Source organism: Methylobacterium phyllosphaerae, assembly GCF_001936175.1.
GTDB classification, from domain to species: Bacteria; Pseudomonadota; Alphaproteobacteria; order Rhizobiales; family Beijerinckiaceae; genus Methylobacterium; species Methylobacterium fujisawaense.
In genome coordinates this window covers 2,982,924-3,007,007 of record NZ_CP015367.1, presented here as the reverse complement: position 1 = coordinate 3,007,007, position 24,084 = coordinate 2,982,924, and the positions used below count along the sequence as shown (strand labels likewise).

23 protein-coding genes are annotated in these 24,084 nt (G+C 70.1%); 7 read left to right on the top strand and 16 right to left on the bottom strand.

Features of this window, described 5'->3' with window-relative positions; translation table 11 throughout:
- Positions 1-134 precede the first annotated feature (134 nt).
- Positions 135-1,091, top strand: coding sequence for a GlxA family transcriptional regulator (locus tag MCBMB27_RS13600; RefSeq protein WP_075380676.1), 957 nt, complete (start codon positions 135-137; stop codon positions 1,089-1,091).
- Between the two features lie 24 nt (positions 1,092-1,115).
- On the opposite strand, the gene eutC is transcribed toward MCBMB27_RS13600, so the two are convergent.
- The 13 genes from eutC to uraH all read right to left on the bottom strand — a co-directional run bounded on the left by eutC (position 1,116) and on the right by uraH (position 13,397).
- The gene (eutC, locus tag MCBMB27_RS13595; RefSeq protein ID WP_075380675.1) at positions 1,116-1,901 is read right to left on the bottom strand and encodes an ethanolamine ammonia-lyase subunit EutC; all 786 of its coding nucleotides are present in this window, start codon (positions 1,899-1,901) and stop codon (positions 1,116-1,118) included.
- Positions 1,898-3,301, bottom strand: a complete 1,404-nt coding sequence (locus tag MCBMB27_RS13590) for an ethanolamine ammonia-lyase subunit EutB (RefSeq protein ID WP_075380674.1) — start codon at positions 3,299-3,301, stop codon at positions 1,898-1,900. Before MCBMB27_RS13590 ends, eutC begins: the two co-directional genes overlap by 4 nt.
- Positions 3,302-3,441: 140 nt before the next feature.
- Positions 3,442-4,146, bottom strand: coding sequence for a L,D-transpeptidase (locus MCBMB27_RS13585; protein WP_043385757.1), 705 nt, complete (start codon positions 4,144-4,146; stop codon positions 3,442-3,444).
- 315 nt (positions 4,147-4,461) lie between these two features.
- On the bottom strand, positions 4,462-5,223 hold the full coding sequence (locus tag MCBMB27_RS13580) for an SDR family NAD(P)-dependent oxidoreductase (protein ID WP_075380673.1): 762 nt from the start codon (positions 5,221-5,223) through the stop codon (positions 4,462-4,464).
- A gap of 21 nt (positions 5,224-5,244) precedes the next feature.
- Positions 5,245-6,237: an acetamidase/formamidase family protein gene (locus tag MCBMB27_RS13575; RefSeq protein WP_075380672.1), complete on the bottom strand. Its 993-nt coding sequence runs from the start codon at positions 6,235-6,237 to the stop codon at positions 5,245-5,247.
- A 33-nt stretch (positions 6,238-6,270) separates the two neighbouring features.
- Positions 6,271-6,981 carry an ABC transporter ATP-binding protein gene (locus tag MCBMB27_RS13570; RefSeq protein ID WP_043356375.1) on the bottom strand — a complete coding sequence of 237 codons (711 nt, stop codon included), beginning with the start codon at positions 6,979-6,981 and terminating at the stop codon, positions 6,271-6,273.
- Positions 6,974-7,720, bottom strand: a complete 747-nt coding sequence (locus MCBMB27_RS13565) for an ABC transporter ATP-binding protein (protein WP_075380671.1) — start codon at positions 7,718-7,720, stop codon at positions 6,974-6,976. Before MCBMB27_RS13565 ends, MCBMB27_RS13570 begins: the two co-directional genes overlap by 8 nt.
- A complete protein-coding gene (locus MCBMB27_RS13560) occupies positions 7,717-8,781 on the bottom strand; it encodes a branched-chain amino acid ABC transporter permease (protein ID WP_374701374.1) in 1,065 nt (354 codons plus the stop codon). Before MCBMB27_RS13560 ends, MCBMB27_RS13565 begins: the two co-directional genes overlap by 4 nt.
- A 4-nt stretch (positions 8,782-8,785) precedes the next feature.
- On the bottom strand, positions 8,786-9,658 hold the full coding sequence (locus MCBMB27_RS13555) for an ABC transporter permease subunit (RefSeq protein WP_043356373.1): 873 nt from the start codon (positions 9,656-9,658) through the stop codon (positions 8,786-8,788).
- Between the two features lie 62 nt (positions 9,659-9,720).
- Positions 9,721-10,968: an urea ABC transporter substrate-binding protein gene (locus MCBMB27_RS13550; protein ID WP_043385770.1), complete on the bottom strand. Its 1,248-nt coding sequence runs from the start codon at positions 10,966-10,968 to the stop codon at positions 9,721-9,723.
- 34 nt (positions 10,969-11,002) lie between these two features.
- Positions 11,003-11,644 carry an ANTAR domain-containing response regulator gene (locus tag MCBMB27_RS13545; protein WP_053610607.1) on the bottom strand — a complete coding sequence of 214 codons (642 nt, stop codon included), beginning with the start codon at positions 11,642-11,644 and terminating at the stop codon, positions 11,003-11,005.
- On the bottom strand, positions 11,641-12,795 hold the full coding sequence (locus MCBMB27_RS13540) for a transporter substrate-binding domain-containing protein (RefSeq protein ID WP_043758700.1): 1,155 nt from the start codon (positions 12,793-12,795) through the stop codon (positions 11,641-11,643). The genes MCBMB27_RS13545 and MCBMB27_RS13540 overlap by 4 nt, the downstream gene beginning before the upstream one ends.
- A 248-nt stretch (positions 12,796-13,043) precedes the next feature.
- The gene (gene uraH, locus MCBMB27_RS13535; RefSeq protein ID WP_053610606.1) at positions 13,044-13,397 is read right to left on the bottom strand and encodes a hydroxyisourate hydrolase; all 354 of its coding nucleotides are present in this window, start codon (positions 13,395-13,397) and stop codon (positions 13,044-13,046) included.
- Between the two features lie 333 nt (positions 13,398-13,730).
- Here uraH and MCBMB27_RS13530 point away from each other — a divergent pair, with 333 nt between their 5' ends.
- The 6 genes from MCBMB27_RS13530 (at position 13,731) to MCBMB27_RS13505 (ending at position 20,016) form a co-directional block, all read left to right on the top strand.
- Entirely contained in the window at positions 13,731-14,348 is a 618-nt protein-coding gene (locus MCBMB27_RS13530) for a glutathione S-transferase family protein (RefSeq protein ID WP_075380670.1), read from the top strand.
- Between the two features lie 56 nt (positions 14,349-14,404).
- Entirely contained in the window at positions 14,405-16,468 is a 2,064-nt protein-coding gene (locus MCBMB27_RS13525) for a 2Fe-2S iron-sulfur cluster-binding protein (protein ID WP_075381965.1), read from the top strand.
- A gap of 121 nt (positions 16,469-16,589) precedes the next feature.
- Positions 16,590-17,054, top strand: coding sequence for a nuclear transport factor 2 family protein (locus MCBMB27_RS13520; protein WP_075380669.1), 465 nt, complete (start codon positions 16,590-16,592; stop codon positions 17,052-17,054).
- 79 nt (positions 17,055-17,133) lie between these two features.
- On the top strand, positions 17,134-18,024 hold the full coding sequence (locus tag MCBMB27_RS13515) for a LysR family transcriptional regulator (RefSeq protein WP_043356396.1): 891 nt from the start codon (positions 17,134-17,136) through the stop codon (positions 18,022-18,024).
- Between the two features lie 280 nt (positions 18,025-18,304).
- Entirely contained in the window at positions 18,305-19,453 is a 1,149-nt protein-coding gene (locus MCBMB27_RS13510) for an acyl-CoA dehydrogenase family protein (RefSeq protein ID WP_043758693.1), read from the top strand.
- Positions 19,450-20,016 carry a cytochrome b gene (locus MCBMB27_RS13505; protein ID WP_083683534.1) on the top strand — a complete coding sequence of 189 codons (567 nt, stop codon included), beginning with the start codon at positions 19,450-19,452 and terminating at the stop codon, positions 20,014-20,016. The genes MCBMB27_RS13510 and MCBMB27_RS13505 overlap by 4 nt, the downstream gene beginning before the upstream one ends.
- Positions 20,017-20,043: 27 nt before the next feature.
- Here MCBMB27_RS13505 and MCBMB27_RS13500 read toward each other — a convergent pair whose 3' ends face one another.
- The 3 genes from MCBMB27_RS13500 to MCBMB27_RS13490 form a co-directional block, all read right to left on the bottom strand.
- Positions 20,044-21,534, bottom strand: coding sequence for an HWE histidine kinase domain-containing protein (locus MCBMB27_RS13500; protein ID WP_043356402.1), 1,491 nt, complete (start codon positions 21,532-21,534; stop codon positions 20,044-20,046).
- Positions 21,535-21,681: 147 nt separating this feature from the next.
- The gene (locus MCBMB27_RS13495; protein ID WP_075381964.1) at positions 21,682-23,022 is read right to left on the bottom strand and encodes an LLM class flavin-dependent oxidoreductase; all 1,341 of its coding nucleotides are present in this window, start codon (positions 23,020-23,022) and stop codon (positions 21,682-21,684) included.
- A gap of 162 nt (positions 23,023-23,184) precedes the next feature.
- The gene (locus MCBMB27_RS13490) at positions 23,185-23,712 is read right to left on the bottom strand and encodes a DUF4188 domain-containing protein (protein WP_236952971.1); all 528 of its coding nucleotides are present in this window, start codon (positions 23,710-23,712) and stop codon (positions 23,185-23,187) included.
- Positions 23,713-24,084 lie beyond the last annotated feature (372 nt).

Here is a 24,084-nt window from a genome sequence, read left to right as displayed (position 1 = left end):
CGAGGCATCCGGAGGCGGTCTCGCGTGGCACGGGAAGACGACACACAGGATGATGGATGCCAAGCATCGCGTTTGACCAGGACCGACGGTTTCTTGCACGGCTGAGCCGTGTGAGGCCGGAGAGCGCTAGCGGAATGGCTGTAGAGACCGCGGATTCACCGCAGGAGATCGGCTTCATCCTCGTGCCTGGCTTCGCGCTGATGTCCTTCGCCTCGGGCTGCGAGCCGTTCCGCGCGGCCAACGATCTCGCCGGGCGGCCGCTCTACCGGCTGCGCTACTTCGGCGAGGCGGAGGGCCGGGTCGCCGCCTCGTCGGGCGCGGAGGTCCCCACCGAGGCGCTGCCGCGCCAGCGCGGCCATCTCCATACCCTCTTCGTCTGCGCGGGCGGCGAGCCGACCGGGTGGGACAGGCCCGAGATCCACGCGACCCTGCGGCGGATGGCTCGGCTCGGCGTGCGCATCGGCGGCATCTCGGGCGGTCCCTACCTGATGGCTGCGGCGGGCCTGCTGGCCGATCGCGCGTTCACGCTGCACTGGGAATATGCCGGCGCCACGGTCGAGACCTTCCCCGACGCGCGCCTGAACCGGGCACGCTACGTCGCCGACGGCGATCGCCTGACCTGCGGCGGCGGCGTCGCGCCCCTGGAGATGGCCCACGCCCTGATCGCCGAGCGCATGGGTGAGGCCTTCGCCCGCCGCGTCTCCGACTGGTTCCTCCACACCGCCATCGGCGCCGCCGACGACCCGCAGCGGGCCTCCGCGGTCGAGCGCTATGGAATTCACCATCCGGCCCTGCTGACGGTGCTGGAGACGATGGAGAAAACGGTGGAGGCGCCGCTCGGCTGCCTCGCCATGGCGCGCCTCGCGTCCATCAGCCCACGCCACCTCGACCGGCTGTTCCTCGAGAAGCTCGGGTTGAGCTTCTCGGCCCAGTACAGGGCCATCCGCCTCGCCCATGGACGGCGTCTGCTGCGCCAGAGCCCGCTCCGGATCGGTGAGATCGCGACCGCCTGCGGCTTCGCGAGCGCGGCCCATTTCGCCCGCTGCTACCGGTCCCAGTTCGGCTGCAGCCCGTCCGCGGAGCGAGCGTGACGACCGTTCGGGCAATCCGAGCGGTCAGTCCCGCGCGTCCGGGAGAGCCTTCGGCTCGGCGGGATCCTCCCGGCGCAGCGCGACGCCGCTGGTGCCCTGGGCCAGCATCGCCCGCAGCAGCGCCTCCATCTGCCCGGCGGCCGCCTCGACCGAAAGGCCGCCCTCCCGGATGTTCGAGATGCAGTTGCGCCGGGAATCGGCCAGCCCCGGCTCCGGGCCGAACGTCACGTAGCAGCCGAGGCTGTCCGAGGCCGACAGGCCCGGCCGCTCCCCGATCAGCACCACGACGCAGCGCGCCCCCAGCCGCGCCCCGATGGGATCGCCGATCGCCACCCGCCCCTGGCTCGCGACGACCACCGGGGCGAGGCTCCAGCCCGCCCGGCGCACCCGCGCCGCGAGCGCGGCGGCGGCGGGGACCGCGTTCAGCGCGACCGCCGTCGCCGAGAGCCCGTCCGCGATCACGATGGCGACGTCGAAGCCCGGCCCGTGCCCGTCGAGCACCGTGGCGGATTCCGGAGCGAGGCTGCGGCCCCGGTCCGGCCGGCGCAGGTACTCCGTCCGGTCGGACACGGCGGAGCGGACCTCGACCGACTCCAGGCCCTGGGCCCGCAGCGCTGCGCCGATCGCGGCCGCGTCGAGGGGCGTCCAGACCGCCTCGCGGGCGCGGGCATGGTCGAGGCCGAAGGCGAGCGCCGCGCCGGTGGGAAGGCCGGCGCCGTGCGCGCCCAGGGCGATGCGGGCCTGGGTCAGCCCGCGCAGATCGCGCAGCGTCGGGGTGCCCGCGTGGGCCGGCTTGGCCGGCTCGCTCACGCGGCCCGCCCGGGCAGGAGCCGGGTGGCCGCGGCGAGGGCCGGGGGCAACTCACCCGTGGCGCTGGTGAGCCGGCCCTGCGCGTCCGTGATGCGCACGTCGCGCAGCCACGCCTCGAATTCCGGGGCCGGCGGACGGCCCAGGGTCTCGCGGGCGAAGACCGCGTCGTGGTGGGACAGCGACTGGTAGTTCAGCATCACGTCGTCCGCCCCCGGCACGGTGATGACGAAGTTGACGCCGGCCGCGCAGAGCAGGGTCAGGAGCGCGTCCATGTCCTCGCCGTCGGCATCGGCATGGTTGGTGTAGCAGACGTCCACGCCCATCGGCAGGCCGAGCAGCTTGCCGCAGAAATGGTCCTCCAGCCCGGCCCGGATGATCTGCTTGCCGTTGTACAGGTATTCGGGGCCGATGAAGCCCACGACCGTGTTGACGAGGAGCGGGTCGAACTCGCGCGCCACCGCGTAGGCGCGCGCCTCCATGGTCTGCTGGTCGACGCCCCAATGGGCGTCGGCCGAGAGGGCCGAGCCCTGGCCGGTCTCGAAATACATGACCTGACCGCCCGCCGGGCAGCGGCCCAACGCCCGCGCCGCCTCCGAGGCCTCGCGCAGGACGGCGAGGTCGACGCCGAAGCCGGCATTGGCCTTCTGCGAGCCCGCCACCGACTGGAACACGAGATCGACGGGCGCGCCTTTCGCAATGGCCTCGATCGCCACGGTGACGTGGCCGAGGCAGCAATGCTGGGTCGGCACGTCGAGGCGCAGCCGCAGGGTCTCCAGAAGCTCGACGATGCGGATGTAGTCCGGCAGGGAATCGGTGGCCGGGTTCACCCCGATGACCGCGTCGCCCGAGCCCATCAGCAGGCCGTCGAGGGCCGAGATCAGGATGCCCTCGGACGAATCGGTCGGATGGTTCGGCTGGTTGCGGGTGGCGAGGCGTCCGGGCAGGCCGATCGTGGAGCGGAAGCGCGTCACGACCGGCCGCTTGGCGGCCACCGCGACGAGGTCCTGCAGCCGGCAGATCTTCGAGACCGCCGCGACCATCTCGGGGGTGAGGCCGGGCGCGAGGGCGGCGAGCGCCCGCGCGTCGGCGGCGGGGGAGAGCAGCCACTCGCGGAAGGCGCCGACCGTGAGGGACGAGACCGGCGCGAAGGCCGCCGCGTCGTGCCGGCGGGCGATCAGGTCGGAGACCTCGTCCTCCTCCGAGGGGATCAGCTCCTCGGCCAGGAAGGTCTTCAGCGGCAGGTCCGCCAGCGCGATCTGCGCGGCCAGGCGCTCGACCGGCCCGTCGGCGCAGAGGCCGGCGAGCTGATCGCCCGACCGCTCCGGCGTCGCCTTGGCGAGCAGGCGGCGCAGGTCGGGGAAGGTGAAGCGTGTGCCTTCGATTGTCGTCGCGTAGGCCATGGCGGGCGCTCCCGGCGCGCTGTCGGACGTCAGGGAACCCGATCCTGCAGGATGTCGAGGCCGCCGGGGAGCGCGAACGGCACCGCCATCGGCGAAACTGACGCGTTCCGTCCGGGATCGCGCGCGGCGGATGCCCGCCCTCAGGCCGGGAGCACGACCACCTTCGTCTTGACGGGCGTCTGCGCGTAGAGGTGGATCATGTCCTGGCTGAGCAGGCCGACGCAGCCGCTGGTGATGCCCGTGCCGATCGATTCGGCGTCGCTGCTGGCGTAGATCGTGTAGAGCGTATAGGCGCCGTTCTGGTAGAGATGGAGCGTGCGGGCGCCGAGCGGGTTGTCGAGTCCGCCGGGCATGCCGCGGGCGTATTTCGCCGCCTCGGGCTGGCGCCGGATCATCTCCTTGGGCGGGGTCCAGGTCGCCCATTCGGACTTGCGACCGACATACGCGTTGCCGTTCCACAGGAAGCCCTGACGGCCGACATTGGCGCCGTAGCGCGTGGCAGCGCCGTCGCCCTCGATGCGGTAGACGTAATAGTTGGCGGGATCGACGACGATCGTGCCGGGCGCCTCCGACGAGGCGTACTGGACGGTCCGCCGATAGTATTTCGGGTTGACCTTGCTGATGTCGACCGCCGGGATCGGGAATTTCTCGTTCGGCATCGGCCCGTAGGTCTTCGCCGCCTCGGCCATGAGCAGGGTGTCGGTCGTCCCGCACCCGCCGAGCGAGAGGGCGCCGATCCCGAGAGCCGAGCCGGCCAGGAACGACCGGCGGCTGAGAAGCCCCGCGTCGGGTCCGGGGCGCCCGCGCTCGTCGAGCCCGCCGGCCATGCGATCGTCCGTCATCATCGCCCTGGACTTCCCTGTCCTGCAGCCCGGCGCGACCGCGCAACGTGCCTCCGTCGCGCGAAAGGCCAAGCTTGAGAGTGCCGCGTGCCAGCGCGCCTGGCAAGCTTGTCTCTACAGAGCCGAGAGCAGGCGAATTGCGTCGCAAGTGTGGTCGATATCCGCGATCTCCAGACTTCGTCGCCGAACATCCGATGCGCATGGGCCGGCCGCGCGTGTCCTTCGGGACCGTGTCCCGATCCCGCCTGCCGATGCGCGGCAGGCCGGTCCCGTCGCCGCTTCAGGCTTCCGGATGTCGCCCGCGGGCGTTCGAAAGTCTCAGAACTGCACGCCGCGGGTCAGGCTGCCGTCCACCACGAGGTTGGTGCCGGTGATGAAGCTCGCGGCCGGGCTCGCCAGGAAGACGGCCGCGCGCGCCACCTCCTCCGGACGCGCCATGCGTCCGGTGGGGTTCAGCCGGAGCGCCTCGGCGAACAGCGCCGGGTTGCCGGTCTCGATCTGGTGCCAGACGCTGCCCGCGAAGTAGGTGTTGCCGGGCGAGACCGAGTTGGCGCGGATGTTCCGGGGCGCGAGCTGGAAGGCCAGCCCCTGCGCGTAGTGGATCAGCGCCGCCTTGAAGGCGCCGTAGGGACCGGCCGCGAAGTCGATCTCGCGCCCGGAGACGCTGGAGATGACGACGATCGCGCCGGCCTCGGAGCGTTCGAGGAACGGCATCGCCGCCTCGACCGCCGTGACGGTGCCCATCATGTCGACCGTGAAGCCGCTGCGCCACGCCGCCTCGTCGCTTCCGACGGCCAGCGCGCTCACGTTCGGCACCACGATATCGAGGCCGCCGAGCTCCCCTGCGGCCTCGGCAACCCAGCCGCGCAGGGCGGCGGGATCGGCGACGTCGAGGGCGCGCCCGGTCGCCGCCACGCCCTTGGCGCGCAGGGCGTCGACCTTGGCGGCGACCTCCGCGGAGTTGCGGGCGCAGAGGGCGACCGCCGCCCCCTCGTCGGCAAGCAGGTCGACGATCGCCGCGCCGATGCCCTTGGTGCCGCCGGTCACCAGCGCCCGGCGGCCTCTGAGCCCGAGATCCATGCCATCCTCCTCCGTCGCCGATCAGGCGTGGGCGATCGCCTTCGTGATCGAGGCGCCGAGCGTGTACTTCGGATCGACCATGTTGCCGAGCCGCACGCGCCCGCACTGCGTGAGCAGCATGTAGGCGTCGATCTCGTCGAAGCCGAAATCGGCGGCGAGCCAGCGGACCAGCTCCCGGTAGGCGATGCGCGCGGCGTCCTCCATCGGCCGGGCCGAGCCGATCGTCATGTAGAAGTCGGCGGTCTCCAGCCGCGGCCAGCGGAAGGTCCAGCCCTTGATCAGGTCGATCTGCACCGTCGTGTGGGTCGGGTGCTCCACCGCGACGCCGCAGAGCTCGCCGTCGCCCTGCGCGGCGTGGCAGTCGCCGAGATACAGGAGCGCGCCCTCGGTATTCACCGGCAGGTAGATCACCGCGCCGACGCCGACGTCGGGCAGGTCCATGTTGCCGCCGTAATAGTCCGGCTGCAGAGAGGAGATCGCCTCGATCTCCGGCGAGGTGCCGATCGTGCCGATGAACGGCTGGTAGGGCAGCGTGATCCGGTCGTTCCAGCGCACGCCGTTCTCGGCCGTCACCTCGAGCTTGCGCACCCGCTCGGGCAGGGACGGGTTGAGGAGCGCGGTGTCGCCGGTGGCGACGAGGCCGCCGAATTCCGGCATGATCAGCGTCGTACCGCAGGGCTGCGGGCCGCGCGGCCGGATCGAGCGGATCGCCACCGCGAGGCAGTCGCCCTTCTCGGCGCCGTTGACGAAGATCGGCCCGTTCTGCGGGTTGAGGTAGGGGAAGTTCAGGATCTGCGTCGGGCTGTCGGTCTCGTGGCGGATCTTGCCCTCGAAGGCGTCGTGGGTCTCGACGGTGACCACGGCGCCCGGATCGACGGTGAGGACCGGCTCGGCGAAGGGCCCGTAGACGTAGTGGTAGCGGCCCTGCTCGGCCTCGGTGATCGTGTGCTCCTGGCCGGACTTGCCGCCGGCGACACCCTTGCGGGCCATGATGGACTGATCGAGCCACTGCATGGTCGTCTCTCCCTTGGTTGACGGATTGAGGTGTCAGACGGCGAGGTGGCGCCGGACGAGGTCGCGGTCGTCGAGGTCCCGGGCCGTCAGCTCCGCGACGATCCGGCCCTTGTCCATGACGTAGCTGCGCTGGGCCATGGCGCGGATCAGGTCGAGGTTCTGCTCCACGAACACGATCGTGACCCCGGTACGGCGGTTGAGATCGACCAGGGTGCGGCCGATCTGCTGCACCACCGAGGGCTGGATGCCCTCGGACGGCTCGTCGAGGAGGATCAGGGCGGGTCCGCCGACGAGGACGCGGCCGATGGCGAGCTGCTGCTGCTGGCCGCCGGAGAGGGTTCCGGCCCGCTGCCCGCGCCGCTCCCGCAGGATCGGGAACGGCCCGAAGGCGCGCTCGTAATCCGGCCGCTCGCCCTTCGGCAGCAGGGACGCGCCGACCGTCAGGTTGTCGGCGACGCTCATGCGCGGGAAGACGTCGCGGCCCTGGGGCACGTAGCCGATGCCGAGGCGGGCGCGCCGGTGGGCGGCGAGGCCCTCGACCGCGGCGCCCCGGAAGGCGATGCCGCCCCCGGAGGCGGGCAGCAGCCCGACGAGGCTGCGCATCAGCGTCGACTTGCCGACGCCGTTGCGGCCGATCACCGCCACGATCTCACCGGGCCGGACCGCGAGGTCGACCCCCTGCAGCACGGGCTTGCCGCCGTAGCCGGCCCGCAGGCCGGTGGTCGCGAGAAGCGGCTCAGGCATCGGCGACACTCCGCAGGGGTGGCGCATCCGTCTCGCCGAGGTAGATCGCCGCCACCCGCTCGTCCGCGATGATCGCGTCGGTGGTGCCCTGGGCGAAGATGCGCCCGACATGGAGCACGGTCACCCGCTGGGCGATCTGCCGGACGAAGGCCATGTCGTGCTCGATGGCCAGCACCGCGACGCCGTCGCGGTTGAGGGCCTGTACCATCGCGCCGGTGGCGAAGGTCTCGTCCGGCGACATCCCGGCGGTGGGTTCGTCGAGGAGGAGCAGGCGCGGCTTGAGGCTGATCGCCATGCCGATCTCCAGCCACTGCTTCTGCCCGTGGCTGAGATTGCCGGCCCGCTCGGAGGCCGCCGCGCTGAGGTTGAGGAACGCGAGCAGCCGGCGGATCTCGGCGCCGAGCGAGGCCCCCTCGAGATGATGCTGGAGCGCAATCTCCAGGTTGTGGGCGACCGACAGGCTCGGGAAGATGCCCGGTACCTGGAACTTGACGCTCATGCCCCGGCGAATCCGCGCGAAGGGCTTGAGCGCGGTGATGTCCTCGCCGGCGTAGAGGATCTGCCCCCGCTCCGGCGTGTACTCGCCCAGCAGCAGGCGGAAGAAGGTGCTCTTGCCGGCGCCGTTCGGCCCGATCAGGCAGTGGATCTCCCCCGCCGCGAGGGCGAAGTTCACGTCGTTGGTGACGTGGAGGCCGCCGAAATGCTTGCTGAGAGCGCGGGTCTCGAGGAGCGGAGTCATCGGCCGGCCTCCCGGCGGCGCAGGCGGCCGAGCCCGCGCATGGCTGCCACCACCAGGCCGTCGGGCGCCGCCAGCACCACCACGACGAGGAGCAGGCCCATCACCACGAGGGCGTACTGGCTGCCGTAGATCGTCAGCGCCTGGAAGCCGCCGAGGACCACGAGCGTGCCGAGCAGCGTGGCCGTCAGGTCGCCGCGGCCGCCGACCGCGACCCAGATCACCGGCAGCGCGGCGGCGGTGAGGCCCATGCTGGAGGGCGTGATGTACTGGCCCCACGCGGTGTAGAGGGTACCGCTCAGCCCCGCGAGGGCCGAGCCGATCACGAAGGCGGCGAGTTGGTAGCGCCGCACGTCGTAGCCCAGCATCTCGGCCCGTTCCGGGTTCTCGCGGATCGCCACCAGCACGTTGCCGAACCGGGCGTTCACCAGGATGCGCAGCGCGAGGTAGACGACGATCAGCAGACCCAGGAGGCCGTAATAGAGGGCGACGTCGGGAAACAGCACGATTTCGCCGTCGAACCACGGCACGGTCAGGGGCGGCATGCCGCTCATGCCGTTGTAGCCGTTGAGGCGCGCCGCCCCGATCTTCCATTCCGGGCCGGCGGTCTGCGCCATGAAGCGCTCCAGGGCGAGCGTCACCGACAGGGTGATGATGCCGAGAAACACGCCGCCGATCCGGCCGAAGAACAGGAAATAGCCGAGGAGGGCCGCCATGACGGCCGAGAGGGCCACCGCCAGCACCAGGGCCGCCAGGGTGAAACCGTAGGCGGCGCCGACATTGAGGGTGAGCACCCCGTAGGCGTAGCCGGAGAGGCCGAAGAAGGCGGTCTGGCCGAAGCTCAGCGCGCCGCCATAGCCCCAGATCAGGCACAGGCCGAGCGCCATGAACACCCAGCAGAAGAAGTAGGCGGTGTTGCCGACCGTGTAGCCGTCCGCGAACCACGGATAGGCGATGGCGGCGGCGATCACGATCGCGAACGCGGTCCAGAAGGCCGGCCCGCGTCCCAGGGTCTGCGGGCCTTCGAGGCGCCGGAGCAGGGTCATCGCCAGACTCATCACCATGGCGTCACGCCCGCTCGCGCAGGATCAGGCCCGAAATGCCCCGCGGCAGCACCCGGATCACCAGGATCACCGCGACGAGGAGCCCGATCTGCCCGAAGAGCTGGCCCTGCCACGTGGTGAGCAGTGCCCGCACCGTGCCGAGTACGAGCGCCGCCGGCGCCGTGCCGAGGAAGATGTCGGCGCCGCCGACCACCACGGTGACGAAGGCCTCCATGATGAAGGTCGTGCCCATGGTCGGCACGATGGTCATGGTCGGCGCGTAGAGCCCGCCCGCGAGGCCCGCCAGCGCCGCGCCGAGGCCGAAGGTCAGGGCGTAGACGGTGCGCGTGTCGACGCCGAGGGCCTCGGCCATGTGCGGCACCTGGATGGTGGCCCGCGCCAGGGTGCCGAAGCGGGTGGCGTTGAAGGCGAGGTAGAGCCCGGCCAGCACCGCAACGGCGGCGACCATCAGGACCACGCGATAGGTCGAGTAGGAGTAGCCGCCGACCGCGAAGCTGCCGAGCGGCGTGCCGATCCCCGGCATGCTGGAGCCCAGCAGGATCAGCGTGCCCTGCGTCGCCGCGAGGCTGATGCCCCAGGTTGCCACGATCGTGTCCAGGGGCCGGCCGTAGAGGTGGCGGATGACGAGGCGCTCCATCACCATGCCGACGGCGCCGGCCGCGAGCGCCCCCGCGAGGATGCCGAGGGGCAGGGGCAGCCCGGCCCGCGTCGTCGCCGCGGTCACGTAGGCCCCGCACATGATGAGTTCGCCGTGCGCGAGGTTGATGACGCCCATCATGCCGAACACCACCGCGAGACCGCAGGCGGAGAGCACCAGGAACGAGAACGCGTCGCCGATCTGGTAGAGGAACGTGAAGGCGTGGGTCAGCAGATCCATCCAGGAGGCCCGATCATGACGGAGGGGGCCGGGGCGCACGGGCCCCGGCGGTATCGTGCGCCTCAGGGCTTGGGCGGGTTGCTCGGCGTGTACTGCGCCATCGGATCCTTCTGCGTCAGGTCGCAGCCGGCCTTCCCGAGCCAGTAGGGCTGGATGTTGTCCCAGGTCTTCGGGAACGAGATCGCGTGCTTCTCGTCGACCTTGGCGAGGGAGATCGTGTGGGAGGCGTGCTGGCTCTTGGGGTCGATGCAGACCTTGCCCTCCGGCGCGTCCACGCAGACGTCGCCGGCCGCGATGACCTTGCGCAGGTCGGCCCGCTTGGTCGAGCCGTTCGCCCGCTCTACCATCTGCTTGTAGAGGTAGACCGCGAGGTAGGAGTTCTCGGCCTCCTGGTTGACGTAGGGCTCGTTCGGGAACTTCGCCTTCCACTTGGCGAGGAAGGCCTTGCTCGACGGGCTGTCGACCTCTTCGATGTAGTTCGTGGTCACGTACATGTTGGCGAGGCTCGGGGGCTGGAAGCGCTTGTGCTCGTAGCCCTGGCCGATATTGACCGAGGACCCCATCGGGATCTTCAGGTTCGCGGCCGCCGCCTGCTCGTAATAGGAGGCCTGCGCGGTGCCGACGAGCAGCGTCATCAGGATGTCGGGCTTGGCCTTCTGGATGTTCTGGATCGTCTGCGAGAACTGCGACACGCCGAGGGGGATGAATTCCTCCCCGACCATCTCGCCGCCGTTCTCCTTGACGATGTTGCGCACCCACTCGGCCGAGATCTGACCGAAATTGTAGTCGGCCGCGATCGTGTAGACCCGCTTGCCGAACTTCTCCATCATCCACGGGATCAGCGTCGAGAATTGCTGCTCCGGCACCGCGCCCGTGATGACCATGTGGCCGTCGCAGACGCCGCCCTCGTACTGATTGTTGTAGAAGGCGAAGCCGTCGAGCTGGTCGACGATCGGCCTGTAGGCTTCGCGGGACGCGCTGGAGAAGCCCGCGAAGACGGCGTTGACCTTGTCGCGCTGGAGCACGCGGCGCATGAATTCCTGATAGCGCGTGTTGTCCGACTGCGTGTCGTAGATCACGAGTTCCAGCTTGCGCCCGGCGATGCCGCCGGCGGCGTTGATCTCGTCCGCGGCGAGTTGGATTCCGTGGACCTTGCCGATCGTGGCGAGGGCGAAGTCGCCGGACTGGTCCTCGAGGACGCCGAGCTTGATCGGGTCGGCGGCGCGGGCCGCGGGGGCGGCCAAAGGTGTGCTCAGGAGCAGGGCGGCCGCGAGGGCGGACAGGCGGGATCCGCGGGGCGTTCTCGGCATCAGGGCATCCTCGTCTTCGGGGGGCGAAAGAACTTCAGGAGCGGGCCAGTCGCGGCGCCACGGTGGGCGCCACGGGGGACGGCCGGGCGCGGATGAGCGCTTCGCAGTACGCTTCGAGGGGTTGGCGGGCGCGCATCGCTTCGCGGCGCAGGGCCTCGTAGGCCGCGTCGTCGTCGAGGCCGTGCTCTTGCATCAGCCGCAGGATCGCCTTGACGACGTGGCGCCGGCCGCGCCGCCGCTCCTCGTGGCGGGCCAGCTGTTCCTCGAGCACGCGCCGTCGGTTGTGCTCGTTCACCGCGAGGAACAGAGCGGCGTAGACCGAGGCACCGTGGATCGGCTTGCGCAGCAGCCCGGTGGCGCCGAGCTGGAGCAGCCCCTTGAGCCGGCTGGGCGCCTCGGCGCCGACGAGCCCGACCACGGGCACTGGCGGCAGATCGGAGACGGCGCTCGCCGCGATGCCCGGCAGCGGCAGATCGCCGTCCACGATGACGATGTGGCGCTCGGGGTCGAGGCTCTCGAAATCGAGCCAGGGCGCTTCGCCGGCCGGGACGACCGAGGCGACCGTGAGCCCCAGCTTCAACAGGGTGCCGGCGAGAACCTCGGTGGCGGTGCCCGGCGGCGCGATCAGCAGGGCCTGCGCGCCACTGAAGTTCTGGATCAGGCGGGGATTCGTCATGGCACCACCCGCAGGCGCGGACGCCGGCTCACCGGCACGACGCGCGGGTCGCTGCGCACGAGATAGGGATCCGGCGCCACCGGCTCGTCCGCTTGCGCCACGATGCTGAAGCGGGCAGCCGCCGTCGAGAGGCCGATCCGGGGCGTCAGACAGGCATGGAGCGTGGTCTCGTCGAGACGGACCGGCCCCTGCGGCGCGTCGAACGCGTCCATGCAGGCGGTCCTGCGCACCGTCGCGGCGTCCTCCGTCCCGGCCCGCGCCAGCGCCCGCGCCAGGAGATGGACCGCGATGTAGGAGGATTCGGTATCGGCCGACGCGGTCGGCCCGTCCGGAAAGCGCGCCGCATAGGCGGCCGTGAAGGCCCGGTTTCGGGGAGAGTCGATCGACGTGAAGTAGACGCTCGACGACAGGTGACCGTCGACCGCCTCCGGCCCGATCGCCTCCAATTCCGGCTCGGCGAGGCTGCAGCTCGCCACCGGCAATGTCCGCGGCTGGTCGATGCCGCGCGCGCGGCAGGCGCTCCGGAAATCGCGGAAGAAGCGATACGCCGACGTCCCGATCAGGGTGTTGAAGACGAAGTCCGGCTTCGCGTCCAGAATCGCCTCGATCACCTGCCCGAGGGCGGTCTCGCCCACTGCGAGATAGCGTTCACCCGTGACCTGGCCGCCCGCGATCGCCAGCGTCTCGCGCAGGATCCGGTTGTTCTCCCATGCCCAGATGTAGTTGGATCCGACGCAGAAGGCGGTACGGCCGCCCCGGGCGAGCAGGTATCGGACCAGGGGGACGATGTGCTGATTCGGTGCGGCGCCGGTGTAGATCACATTCGCCGACGTCTCGAAGCCTTCGTAATGCGATGGATACCAGAGCAATCCATCCCGCTTCTCGAAGATCGGGATGATCTCCTTGCGGCTCGACGAGGTGTAGCAACCGACGACGTGGCGGATGCCCGCGCCGAGGAGCTGTTCGGCGCCGGCGACGTATCCGGCGAGGGCGCCCTGCGGGTCGCAGATCACCGGCTCGAGGGTGATGTCGCCCTGCGCGTTCACCTCCTCGACCGCCAGCCGTGCCCCGTTCAGCATGGCCCGCCCCACGAGGCCGTAGGGACCGTCCGTGGAGAACAGGATGCCGATGCTGTGATGGCTGAGGCCCATGCAATCCTTCAGAACGCAAAAAGCCCGCCAGTGCGTGAGCACTGCGGGCGGCATCGCCGGGAAAGGTCGAGACATTGTGGCGCGAAACTGGGCAGCTTTGCCCCGCGCCTGAAAACTAGGCTCTTCGGTTATGAAGCCCGTGTCAAGGCCCGCGCGGTCCTTTCGGAGGTTGCGTCCCGCCCCTCTCTTCGCGGCCTTCGACGCGGCTCTTCAGCCCTGCCACCGGTCCTGTCCGGTGCGGGACCACGTCAGCTTCCGCGATAGGTCGCGTAGCTCCACGGCGTGACGAGCAAGGGGACGTGATAGCGCCCGTCCGGGTCGCAGACCCCGAATCGGACGGGGATGACATCGAGAAAGGGTGGCGATCCGTCCAGGCCCGTCCGGGCGAAATACGCGCCGACGTGGAAGAGCAACTCGTAGGTGCCGGCCGACAGGGTCGCCTCGTCCAGCAGGGGACCGTCGGTCCGCCCGTCGGCATTGGTGACGGCCGAGGCGATAGGCTCCGCCGTCCCGTCGGCGGCGAGGCGGCGCAGTTCGATGACCACGCCGGCAGCCGGCCTGCCCGAGGTGGTGTCCAGCACGTGCGTCGAGAGATGGCCCATGGCGAGAATCTTATCGACGACCCGTCCGCGGGCCCGGCGGAGGCGGGTGAGACGAGCACGCGGATCCCGCAGGTGCAACCCGAAAAGAGGACGTCATCCCTCCAATCGCTCCTCACATCCCCGAACCTTCGCGCGCGGCATCGGCGCGCCGGCACGGATCCGAGGACTGGTCGCGATCCCGGCTCTCGCGCCAGGCTGGCGACAGGCGCCGATGATTATTCCGATTTCCGGAATGATGTGCTGCGCAGAACGCGCATTCCGCCGAAGCCGCGACGGCAGCATTCTACCGTCGCGGCGCGGGGCAATCCCGGCCACCGACGGAGAACCGCCACCATGAAGCTCTACCATCATCCCCTCTCGGGCCACGCGCACCGGGCTCGCCTGTTCCTGTCCCTGGTCGGCGCGCCGCATGAGCTGGTCGAGGTCGACCTGAAGGCGGGCGAGCACAGGACACCGGCCTTTCGCGCGATGAACCCGTTCGGTCAGGTACCGGTGCTGGACGACGACGGCGTGATCGTCGCCGATTCCAACGCCATCCTGGTCTACGTCGCGAAACGGCTCGGCCGGTCGGATTGGCTGCCCGAGGATCCGCAGGGCGCGGCGGCGGTCCAGCGCTGGCTGTCGGTCGCGGCGGGTGAACTCGCCTACGGACCGGCCGCCGCCCGGCTGATCACGGTCTTCGGCGCCACGTTCAATCCGGAGGAGGTGATCGCCCGGGCGCACACGCTTCTGGCGCGGCTCAAGGCGCATCTCGATGGGCGGGACTGGCTCGCGGCCGAGCGGCCGACCATCGCGGATGTGGCACTCTACAGCTACCTGGCCCGGGCCCCGGAGGGCAACGTGGATCTGTCGAGCTATGCGAACGTCGAGGCGTTCCTGCGCCGGGTCGAAAGCCTGCCGGGCTTCGTCCCTCTCGCGAAGACACCCGCCGGCCTCACGGCCGCGGGGTGACCGGCAGGCCTGGATGCAACCGCATCCGGGAGCGGAATCGAGCGGAGGGCGCCATGATGGATGACGGTCAGACCTTTGCGAAGCTGCCGACCTGGCATGCCGGCGAAAAGTCCATTCAGGAGACGGTCGGCGCCGCCGAACGGATGGAAATGATCGGACAGAGGGTGGTGCGGGACTTCATGCCCGATCAGCACCGCGCCTTCTATGCGCAGATTCCCTTCGTCGTTCTCGGCAGCGTCGACCGGCGCGGCGATGCCTGGGCCACGCTTCTCGCCGGCGGCCCGGGCTTCATCACCTCACCGACACCGACGGCCCTCGACATCGCCGTGCGGCCCGACCCGGGCGATCCCGCGGCTGAGGGTACGGGGGAGGGCGACGCGATCGGTCTCCTCGGGATCGAGCTGCACAGCCGTCGACGGAACCGCGTCAACGGGATCGTCCGATCCACGGCCGGCGGGATCCTGCACTTCGACGTCGATCAGAGTTTCGGAAACTGTCCGCAGTACATCCAGCTCCGCGACATGACCGTCCTCGGGGATCTTCGCGCGCCCGTCGCTGCCCCGGTCGAGGAGCGCGCGGATCTCGACGAGGCGGCGCGGTCCCTGATCGCGGCGGCCGACACGTTCTTCGTGGCGTCGTATGCCGACCGCGAGGGCCGGCGCCAGGTCGACGTCTCGCATCGCGGCGGCAAGGCGGGCTTCGTCCGTGTCGCTGCGGACGGTACGCTCACGATCCCCGACTTCGCCGGAAACCTGTTTTTCGCCACCCTCGGCAACATCCACCTCAACGGCAGGGCAGGGCTGGTCTTCACCGATTTCGCGACGGGTGATCTTCTCCACCTGACCGGCGACGCCGCCGTGATCCTGGATTCGCCAGAGCTCGCCGCCTTCCAGGGCGCCGAGCGTCTCTGGAGCTTCCGGCCGCGCCGGGTCATCCGTCGGCGGGGCGCCCTCCCGCTGCGGTGGTCGTTCCAGGCGGATGGATGGTCGCCGAACGCGCTGATGACCGGCGACTGGGTGGAGGCGGCCGATCGCGTCCGGGCGACCGAGCGTGCCGCGCATTGGCGGCCCTTCCGGGTGACGAAGATCACCGACGAGAGCCGCTCCATCCGGTCCTTCCATCTGGCTCCGGACGACGGAGCCGGACGGCTCTCGCACCGTGCGGGCCAGCATCTCCCGATCCGCGTGACGCTGCCCGGAGCGGACGCGCCGGTGATCCGCACCTACACGCTCTCGGTCGCGCCCTCCGACCCGACCTACCGCATCAGCGTGAAGCGCGACGGCATCGTCTCGCAGCACCTGCACGACCGCCTCCAGGTTGGGGACATCATCGAGGCGCGGGCGCCCGGCGGCGATTTTTCCCTCGAGGCCCACGCGGCGCGCCCCGCGGTGCTGCTGGCCGGCGGCGTCGGGATAACGCCGCTCCTGGCAATGCTTCGGCACGTGGTCTACGAGGGCCTTCGCACCCGCAACATCCGACCGACCACGCTCATCTACGCCGCACGTGCGCGGTCCGATCGCGCCTTCGACGCGGAATTGTCCGAGCTGGCCGCAGCGGCACAGGGCTCCGTCCGGATCGTGCGCGTCCTGAGCGACGTCTCCGACGCCCGGGCCGGCGTCGATTACGAGGCCGCGGGCCGGATCGACATGGCGCTGCTCACGCGCTTCCTGGCTTTCGCCGATTACGACTTCTACCTGTGCGGGCCGCCGACCTTCACGCAGGCGCTCTATGACGGGTTGCGCGGCTACACCGTGTCGGACGACAGGATCCACGCGGAGGCGTTCGGCCCGTCTGCGCTGGTCCGGACGGCGGGGTCGGAGGGCGTCGCGCCGCCCCGCCCGCCCGCCTCTACGAAACCGGTGCCCGTCGCCTTCCTCGACACCGGCAAGGAGGCGCGCTGGACCCCCGAGTCCGGTAGCCTCCTCGACCTCGCCGAAGCCCGCGGCCTCGCACCCGCCTTCAGTTGCCGGGAAGGCAGTTGCGGGACCTGCCGCACAAAGCTGCTCGCCGGCGCCGTGACCTATCGCAAGGAACCGAGCTCCGCCGTAACTGAGGACGAAGTGCTGATCTGCTCGGCCGTGCCCGCCGAAGGCACGGACCGGGTGCAGCTCGCGCTGTGACGCCCGGCACGCTTCACCCGACTCCGTTTTCCACCTTCCGGGATCGTCGGCGGCCGATCATTGTGCGCGGCGTCGATATCGGGCCCGGGTCCCGCAACCTCGCGCACCCCAGGAGTACACCATGTCCCGTCCCCCGCTGCCGCCCTTCGATGAGCAGAGCGCGATCGCGAAGGTCCGCCTCGCCGAGGATGGCTGGAACGGCCGCGACCCGGCCAAGGTCGCCCTGGCCTACACGACCGATACCCGCTGGCGGAATCGCGCCGAGTTCCTGAACGGACGCGCGGAGGTGGAGGCTTTCCTGACCCGCAAGTGGAACCGGGAGCTCGACTACCGCCTCATCAAGGAGCTCTGGGCCTTCACCGGTAACCGGATCGCCGTGCGCTACGCCTATGAGTACCACGACGACAGCGGCCACTGGTTCCGGGCCTACGGCAACGAGAACTGGGAATTCGCCGATGACGGGCTGATGCGCTACCGGCACAGCAGCATCAACGAGCTGCCCATCGCGGAAGCGGACCGCAAGTTTCACTGGCCCCTCGGACGCCGGCCGGACGATCATCCGGGCCTGAGCCATTTCGGGTTCTGATCACCGGCCCGGCGGGTGAGGGGAGCCTGGACCGGGCGTCGGCGGCGCGGTCCGTTTCGCGAAGCCCAGGAGCGAGGCCTTGGATCGTTGGCAAACCATGCGCGTCTTCGCCAAGGTCGCCGAGACGGGGAGCTTCGCGCAGACCGCCCGCCTCCTGCACATGAGCCCGCCGGCCGTCACGCGTGCTGTGGCGGCCCTCGAGGAGACCATCGGCGCCCGGCTCCTGATCCGGACGACGCGCTCCGTGAAGCTCACGGAGGCGGGCAGCCGCTACTACGAGGATTGCCGGCGGATCCTGGCCGACATCGCCGAGGCCGAGTCGGCGGCGGCCGGCTCCAATGCGACGCCCTCGGGGACGCTCGCGGTCACGGCCTCCGTGCTGTTCGGGAAGATGCACGTCCTCCCGATCGTGACCCACTACCTCGACACCTACCCGACCATGTCGGCGCGGACCCTGTTCGTCGATCGGCCCGTCAACATCGTCGAGGAAGGGATCGATGTCGCGATCCGGATCGGCCGCTTGACCGATTCCGGATTGACGGCGGCCCGGGTCGGGTCGGTCCGCCATGTCATCTGCGGCGCCCCGGCCTATTTCGCGCGCCACGGCGTGCCGACGACGCCGGCGGATCTGAAGCGGCACCGGATCGCAGTCTCCACCGGCGCCTGGGCGTCGCCGGAATGGCGGTTCGCGGGGAACGAGCGGGTGGTCGTCCATCCCACCCTTCAGAGCAACACCAACGAGGTTCCGATCGCCGCCGCCCGGTCAGGCTGGGGGCTGACGCGGGTCCTGCACTACCAGATTGGCCCGGATCTGCTCGAAGGCCGCCTCAGGATCGTGCTCGACGAGTACGAGGAGGCACCGATACCCGTCCACGTGCTGTATCCCGAAGGCCGGCGCGCACCCGCGAAGGTGCGGACCTTCGTCGACCTCGCGGTGTCGCAGCTGCGCGCCAACCGGACTTTGAACTGAACCATCGCGGCGCAGCCGCCGACCCGGCCGAGTGCGGTCGCATTGGTCGCAGCCCCGGATGAGGAAAGGGTGGTTCACTCTCAGGTTAGCTTTCTATGATCTTCCGCATCCAGTGCGGGTAGGAGGCGAGACGTGACGACATCCGAGCGCTCGACCCTGCGCGGCTGCGCTCCTGTAACCGGCCGCGCGGATCGCGATGCTAGGCGCTCAGCGTGCACGGATCGGCGGTGCAATCTGCGCACTCCGCCGCGCCCGGCCGCGACCTGAAGGGGAAAGACGCATGGACCAGTGGACCCGTCTGGACCCGATCTACGATTCCGAGGCGGCCGCCCGAACCATTGCCGCTGCGGCCGCGGCGCGCGCGGATGCCCAGGACCATGACGGCGGCTTTCCGCAGGACGATGTTGCCGATCTCGCGCGGCTCGGGCTGCTCGCCGCCCCGGTCCCGGTGGAACAGGGCGGGGCCGGCCTGGGGACGGAGCCGGGAGCCGGCGCCCTGGCTGAGGTTCTGCGGTTGGTCGGCTACGGCAGCCTCGCCCTCGGCCGACTCTACGAGGGACACGTCAACGCCATCCAGCTCATTGCCCGGTACGGCACGCCCGACCAGCGAAGCCGCCTGTTCGCCGACGCGCGCGCCGGTCATCTGTTCGGAGTCTGGAATACGGAGCCGGCCGAGGGCGGCTTGCGGGTCGAGGCGCGCGATACCGACGGACAACTCCTCGGCGTGAAGACCTTCGCGTCGGGCGCCGGCTACGTCACCCGCGCCCTCGTGACCGCCCGGCATCCGGACCGGGCCGGCGTGGCGATGATGGTGGTGCCGCTCGAAGCCGGCACCCGGGCCGATCTCTCGGCCTGGCGCGCGCAGGGCATGCGCGCTTCGGCGACCGGCACGGTCGATTTCACCGGTCTCGCCGTCAATGCCGGCGACATCCTGGGCCAGCCCGACGATTATTTCCAGCAGCCGGCCTTCTCGGGCGGCGCGTGGCGCTTTGCTGCGGTCCAGCTTGGCGGCATCGAAGCCGTGTTCGATGCTTGGCGCGGCCACCTGAACCGGACCGGCCGGGGCGGCGACCCGCACCAATTGGCCCGCCTCGGCGAGGGAGCCATCGCGGTCGAGGGGGCGCGGCTCTGGATCGAGCGCGGCGCGCAGGTCGCATCGGACGCCGGGATGCCGCCCGCACGCGTGGTCGCCTACATCAACTTGGTCCGCCTCGCGGTCGAGCGCGCCGGCCTCGATGTCCTCCAGCTGGCCCAGCGCTCGGTCGGCTTGCAGGGATTCATGCGCGGCCATAGGCTGGAGCGGCTCGCGCGCGACCTCGCCACCTATCTGCGCCAGCCCGGACCGGATCATGCGCTCACCGCCGCGGCGTCCGAGATCCTGCAAGCCGACGCCATGGCCGGAGACCTGTGGACCGAGACCGCGGCATGACCAGGCCGATGAACCGCGAAGCCGCGCCGCAGAGTGTCTGGCTGGACACCCCGCACCGCTACGGCCGCATCAGCCGCGGCTTCCACTGGCTGATGGCCGCCCTCTTCGCGTGGCAATTCACGGGCGCGCTGCTCTACGTCGCGATCGGTGACACCGCGCTCACGCGCCTCGTCGGCGGGAGCCACTTCACCCTTGGCTTCACGCTGTTCGTGCTCGTGCTCCTGCGCGGGGCCTGGGGACTCGCGAATCTCCACCGGCGCCCGTCACATCCGGGCGCTCCGGGGCGCGCCGCCGTGGCCGGTCATGGCCTGATCTATCTGCTGATGATCCTCGTCCCCGGCCTCGCGCTGCTGCGTCAGTACGGTTCGGGCAAGCCCTTCGCGCCCTACGGCCTCCCCCTGATGCCGGAGCGGGACACGAAGATCGCCTGGATGATGCTTCCCGCCGATCTGTTCCATTACTGGCTGGGCTTCACGCTCCTAGCGGTCGTCCTCGGCCATGCCGCGATGGCCTTCCTGCATCGCAGGTTCTGGAACGAGGCTGTCCTGACGCGCATGACGTGAACGGCGGCGCGCCGGCGCTCGAGGTTCTCAGGCCGTCGGGTCCTCCGCTGCGGCCGGTCTCCGGTCGGGCAACGGCGCGTCCAGGGTGAAGACGACGCCGCGGGGGCGGTACTCGATTTCCGCCGAGCCTCCCATCTCGGCGGCCAGCGCCCGCTCGATCAGGCGCGTGCCGAAGCCGCCGCGGGCCGGCGCCGTCACCGCAGGTCCGCCGATTTCCTCCCAACGGAACCAGAGGTGGGCTGGCCTCGCCCCATCCACCACGTCCCAGTTCAGGATCACCCGTCCCCTGTCGTTCGACAGGGCGCCGTACTTGACTGCGTTGGTCGCCAGCTCGTGCAGCGCCATCGTGAAGGCGAGGGTCAGGCGCGGCGTCAGCCACACCTCCGGGCCGTTGATCAGGAACCTCTGCCCCGCGCCGCCGCGGAACGGCTGCAATGTGCCCTCCACGATCACGGTCAGCGTGGCGCCGATCCAGCTCTCGCGGGTCAGAACGTCGTGGGCGGCCGAGAGCGATTGCAGCCGTGCGTCGAGGGTCTTGTGCGCTTCCTCCACGGAGGATGCGTTGCGCAGAGTCTGGTGCGCGATGGACTGCATGGTCGCCATCGAGTTCTTCACCCGGTGGTTCAGCTCGTCGGCCAGGAGGGTGCGGTGCTCCTCTGCGCGCTTGCGCTCGGTCACGTCGATGGAGACGCCGGCCATGCTCAGCGGCTGGCCGACCGCGTCGTAGAAGGTCTGGCCGCGGATCTGCAGCCAGCGCAGCTCGCCACGCGGCGTGCGCGCCCGGTACTCGATGTCGTAGTCGCTGTGCTCACGGATCGAGGTCTGCACCGCCGCCTGCATGCGCGGGCGGTCCTCGGGATCGATCGCCGCGATCAGATCCTCGTAGCTGAAGGGGTCGTCGGCCGCCCGTCCGAAATTCTCCTTGCAGGTTTCGGAGGCCACCAGGCGCATGTCGGCGAGATCGAGGGTCCAGGAGCCGAAGCGTCCGGCCTTCAGGATGAAGCGCAGCCGCTCTTCGCTGCGGGTGAGGTCGCTGGTGCGACGCTCCACCTCCAGCTCCAGCGCCAGCCGGTCGCGATGCATCCGCGCAAGCTTATCCCGCTCCAGGGTCACGTCGAACTGCGACGCGAAGAAATAGGTCAACTCACCGTCGCGATCGAAGACCGGCGAGATCAGGAGCCGATTCCAGAAAAGCTCACCGCTCTTCTTGTGGTTCAACAGCTCGATCTCGATCGGCACCCGGCGCGCGATGGCCGCTCTGATCTTGGCGATATCGGCGCGGTTGGTCTCGGGCCCCTGCAGGAACCGACAGTTCCGCCCGATGATCTCGTCATGGGCGTAACCGGTCAGCGTGGAGAAGGCGGCATTGACGAAGACGATGGGATTGTCCGGCTGATTGGGATCGGTGATCAGCATCGGCATCCGCGTCGCCCGAACGGCGGATACGAACGGGTCGGAACTCGCGCCGATGCGCGCAAACTCCGCTTCGAAGCGGGTGCGTTCCTGCTGATCCGTCAATGCCCCGTCGCCCCTGCCACGACCTGCACATGGCGGCCTTCGACCGTGATGGCTCCTCGTATCACAGGGATTATCGCTTGTGCGCAATCATCTTAATGGCCAAGACGCCGCAGGCCGGTCGCTGCACGCGGCGACCGGCCGCCACCCCTAGGTCCTGGCTGGATGAGGCCCGAATCCTGCCGGCGGGCGCGAGCCGAGATGGTCCCGCAGGGTTCGGCCCTCGTACTCGGTGCGGAACAGGCCGCGCCGGCGAAGCTCCGGCAGGACCAGCGTGATGAAATCCTCGAGGCCGCCGGGCAGCGTCGGAGGCATGATGTTGAAGCCGTCCGCCCCGCCAGCCCGGAACCGCTCCTCCATCTCGTCCGCGATCTGGGCGGCCGTGCCGATGATCTGCGAGTGGCCGCGGGCGCCCGCGATGCGCAGGTAGAGCTGACGCAGGGTCAGACCTTCGCGACGGGCGAGATCGACCATCAGCTGCTGGCGGGACTTGATGCCGTCCGTCTCGGGCAATTCCGGGACGGGCCCGTCGGGATCGTAGCCCGACAGGTCGTGGCCGCCGATCATGCGTCCGAGCAGCGCGAGGCCGACGACGGGATCGATCAGGTCCTGCAGGGCTTCGAACTTCGCCCGCGCCTCGGCCTCGCTGCGGCCGACGACGGGAAACAGGCCCGGCATCACCTTCAGATCGTCCGGGGCGCGGCCGAACCGCGCCATCCGCTCCTTCAGGTCGCCGTAGAAGGCCACCGCCTCCTCCAGCGTCTGATTGGCCGTGAACACGATCTCGGCGGTGCGCGCCGCCAGATCCTTGCCGGGCCCGGAGGAGCCGGCCTGCACCAGCACGGGCTGTCCCTGCGGCGTGCGCGAGATGTTGAGCGGCCCGCGCACCTCGAAATGGCTGCCGCGGTGGTTCAACGGGCGGAAGCCATCCGGCTTCGAGAATTGCCCGCTGGCGCGGTCGATGATCACCGCGCCATCGTCCCAGGTGTTCCAGAGGCCGAGGACCACGTCCACGAACTCCTCCGCGCGCTCGTAGCGGTCGGCGTGGCGGGCGATCCGGTCGCCGCCGAAATTCGCCGCCTCGGCGTCGGTCGCGGAGGTGACGAGATTCCAGCCGGCCCGTCCGCCGCTGAGGTGGTCGAGGGACGCGAACCGGCGCGCGACGTTGTAGGGCTCGTTGAAGCTGGTGGAGGTGGTGGCGACGAGACCGATCCGACTCGTCACCGCCGCGAGTGCCGACAGGAGCGTCACCGGCTCGAAATGGGTGGAGCGCGCGGTGCGCTCGCTGGATCGGAGATCGAGGTCGCGGATGCCGGTGCCATCTTCGAGGAAGATGAGATCGAACTTGGCGGCTTCGGCCCGCTGCGCCCAGCCGACATAGCGCTCGAGGACCAGACCGCCGTCGGCCTCGCTGGAGGAATGGCGCCAGCCCGCAACATGGTGGCCGGTCGCGTAGAAGAATGCGCCGAGGCGCAGGGTGCCCTGTCTCATCGAACCGACCGTCATCGAGGCTGATCTGCTCCGTGCCGCGTGAGCGGGCCGGAGTCTAGCCGACCCACCTGTGCAAGCGAACCCAGCGTTGCACGCGCGAGGCTCAGCCCGCTTCCGCTGGGACGGTACCGGCCGGCACCGGGGCAGGGCCCGTGGCGCGCGTCAGCGGGACACGGACGTTTCCGGCGCATTCCCCGAGGGAAGGTCGTGCAGATCGGACGTGGCATGCCGCGCGTGCCGCGTCGCCAGGGAGCCGCGCGCCTCCTGCATCGGCATGAAGGCCGAGAAACCGACCGCGCCCGGGACTGCGTTGTAGATCGCCTCCATGCCGCCGCGCATGTGGTAGGTCTCGTGCCAGATGCCGACGCCGCGCGTGTCCCGCAGGAAATCCCGCCACCAGATCCGATGGGGCTCGGATTTCGCCCAGGCGACCATGCTGTCGATGTCGCGCCAGTACCAGCGCATGCCCAGATGCAGCGGGCGCAAGCTGAAGATGATGTTGTTTTCGTAGTGCAGCAGGCCGTCCGGGCGTTCCGCGCCGACCGTGGCGATGCGCGGTCCGAAGCCGAGGAGAGTCCTGACGCCGGCGAGCGTCCGGACCTTCATGCCGAGATAGATCACGACGAGATCCGGATAGCCCGAGAAGTCCGGGACCCGCTCGTGCCGGTTCGCGCCCATGCTCGTCCCCATGATCGCGCCTGTATCGCCGCGTGAATCGCCCGAACCCGTAAACCGATAATATTCACCGGCTTTTCTGCAAATCAATATTCGCGCACGAAGGGTCGGTACATCTCGTGATCGAGCGATGAATGACGAAGGCCGCTCCCGACGCCATGTGCCGGGCCCCCGGGGGGACGACGCAGCCGGCTCTGCCATCGACGATGCGGGAGGGTCGCATCCAATCCGACGTCGGTTCAGGCCGGGGCACGCCGGCTGCCGGAAGTCCGCCCGGGATTCGGCGTGGCGCAGACCGGCTGCGATGAACCGGGATGCGCGACCGCCAGGAGGCTCGACACGCTTGCGCGCCGCGCACGTCCCCGATGGCGCCGAGCGGCCCCCGTC